Source organism: Desulfovibrio sp. 1188_IL3213 (assembly GCF_036763145.1).
Lineage (GTDB): Bacteria > Desulfobacterota > Desulfovibrionia > Desulfovibrionales > Desulfovibrionaceae > Desulfovibrio.
In genome coordinates this window covers 1-1,627 of the sequence record NZ_JBAIYR010000475.1, presented here as the reverse complement: position 1 = coordinate 1,627, position 1,627 = coordinate 1, and the positions used below count along the sequence as shown (strand labels likewise).

Below are 1,627 nucleotides of genomic sequence, written 5' to 3'. Positions count from 1 at the left end.
CCTGGGGCGCTGCCTGGGGCATGCCGGGGTTCAGCGGTTCCACAAGCGTTTCCTGTGCGGTGTCCGCTTTCAGGGCTGAAAGGTCGGTCACCTGCGCATAATAGGGCAGCATAAAGGCCACGGCCAGCAGCAATGCCGCCAGCAGGCTGAGTTTGTGACGCATGGGGGCCACGCTGCGCGCCACAATGGTCCACAAGGCCAAAGGCGCAAGCCAGATGAGCACCTTGGCGCTTTCAAGCGCCACATTGCGGCCCGTAAAGGCATCACCCTGCCAGCTTTGCTGTATTTCCGCCACGGTTGCACCAAGAAAAATCAGCCAGAAGATGGTCCAGGCATTGCGCGCCCACGCGGCGCACCAGGGAATCATGGTGTTGTAATGGTCGCGGCCGAAGTCCTCGCGTTTGCGGCGTATGACGAGCCACATGGCGCCGCAGGCTCCTGCCATAGCCAGAGCCAGGGGCAGGGTCCAGTACAGGGCGCACCAGAAGGGCGACAGCCAGCCGGGAAAAAAGATGTCCCCAAGGGTGATGCTGCTGGCGTCCGGGCGCGTATAGGCGCTCAGCATGCGGGCAGCGCCAAGGGTGACGGCCACGGCGATGCATGCCTGCATGCCGCTTACAAAGCCCATAACGATGTGCAGGATGGGTGTTTTGACCAGAAATTTCCACAAGGCGAAATAGAGGCTGCTGATAAGCACGGCCAGGCCCAGTAATATCCAGCTCAGTTCCACCATGAAATCTGGCAGAGAGTCCGGCGTGTAGGCGCTCTGAACAAAAAACAGCCACACGCGCCCCGCGATCAGCAGGGTCCAGCCCAGAACCATAGCCAGCATAGCCAGCTGGCGCGCGCATTTGTCATAGGAAGAGCGTTTGCGTGTGATGGAAAAAATTCTTGCCGTGGCGGACACAAAACCAAGGCCCGCAAAGGCCAGCAGCGCCGCCAGGGGCAGGGTCACACACAGGGCGTCTATGCCGGTCTGCAAAAAAGGATAGGCATGCAGCCACTGTTTGGGCAATGCTGCCCACATGGTCATCTGCGCCAACACATCCTGAAAAAAGTTCATCGGGCGCCGCCCCCGGTCTGGCGTGACTTCAGAACAGAAACACTCATGGTCGCTCCTTGCAATCTTGCGCTGACTTGGGAAAATACGCTATAGTCAAAAAAATGTGTGCAAACCTGTATTTGCCTTAAAAAGGCCGGGGCCGCAAGGGTTCTTGAAATATGGCCGGGCTTGGGGCAAAACTACAGGGGAGGCTGGTTATGAAAAAAATCTTTGCGGTACCATTGGTTTGCGCGGCGCTGGTTGCCGGCTGCGCTTCCTCCGCCCAGATGCGGCATGTGGAAGATAAAAGCTCCGCCAACCAGAAAGCCCTGCGCGAAACAGACCAGCGTCTGCACACGCTGGAGCAGAGCGTGGCTGTTCTGGACAGTCAGGTAGCTCAACTCAGAAACCGCACCTTTGAAGTACGCACGCGCGACGGCAAAAAAACCGGCATGACCGTGAAGCCCATACTGCCCCCGGCTGCTCCGGCTGTTTCCGCTTCTGCCGCGCCTGCCGCTTTGGGCGCGTCCGGTTCGCCGGACCAGACAACTCTGCCCGTGCGGGACCAGCATGTCACGCTGGGCG

1 protein-coding gene and 1 pseudogene are annotated in these 1,627 nt (G+C 59.4%); one reads left to right on the top strand and one right to left on the bottom strand.

Annotation, left to right across the window (positions count from 1 at the left end):
• A partial coding sequence (locus tag V6C16_RS12755; protein WP_333543385.1) for a hypothetical protein occupies positions 1-1,063 on the bottom strand: 1,063 nt, incomplete at its 3' end.
• A gap of 197 nt (positions 1,064-1,260) precedes the next feature.
• Here V6C16_RS12755 and V6C16_RS12750 point away from each other — a divergent pair.
• A pseudogene (locus V6C16_RS12750) lies at positions 1,261-1,627 on the top strand (hypothetical protein); the annotation flags it as partial.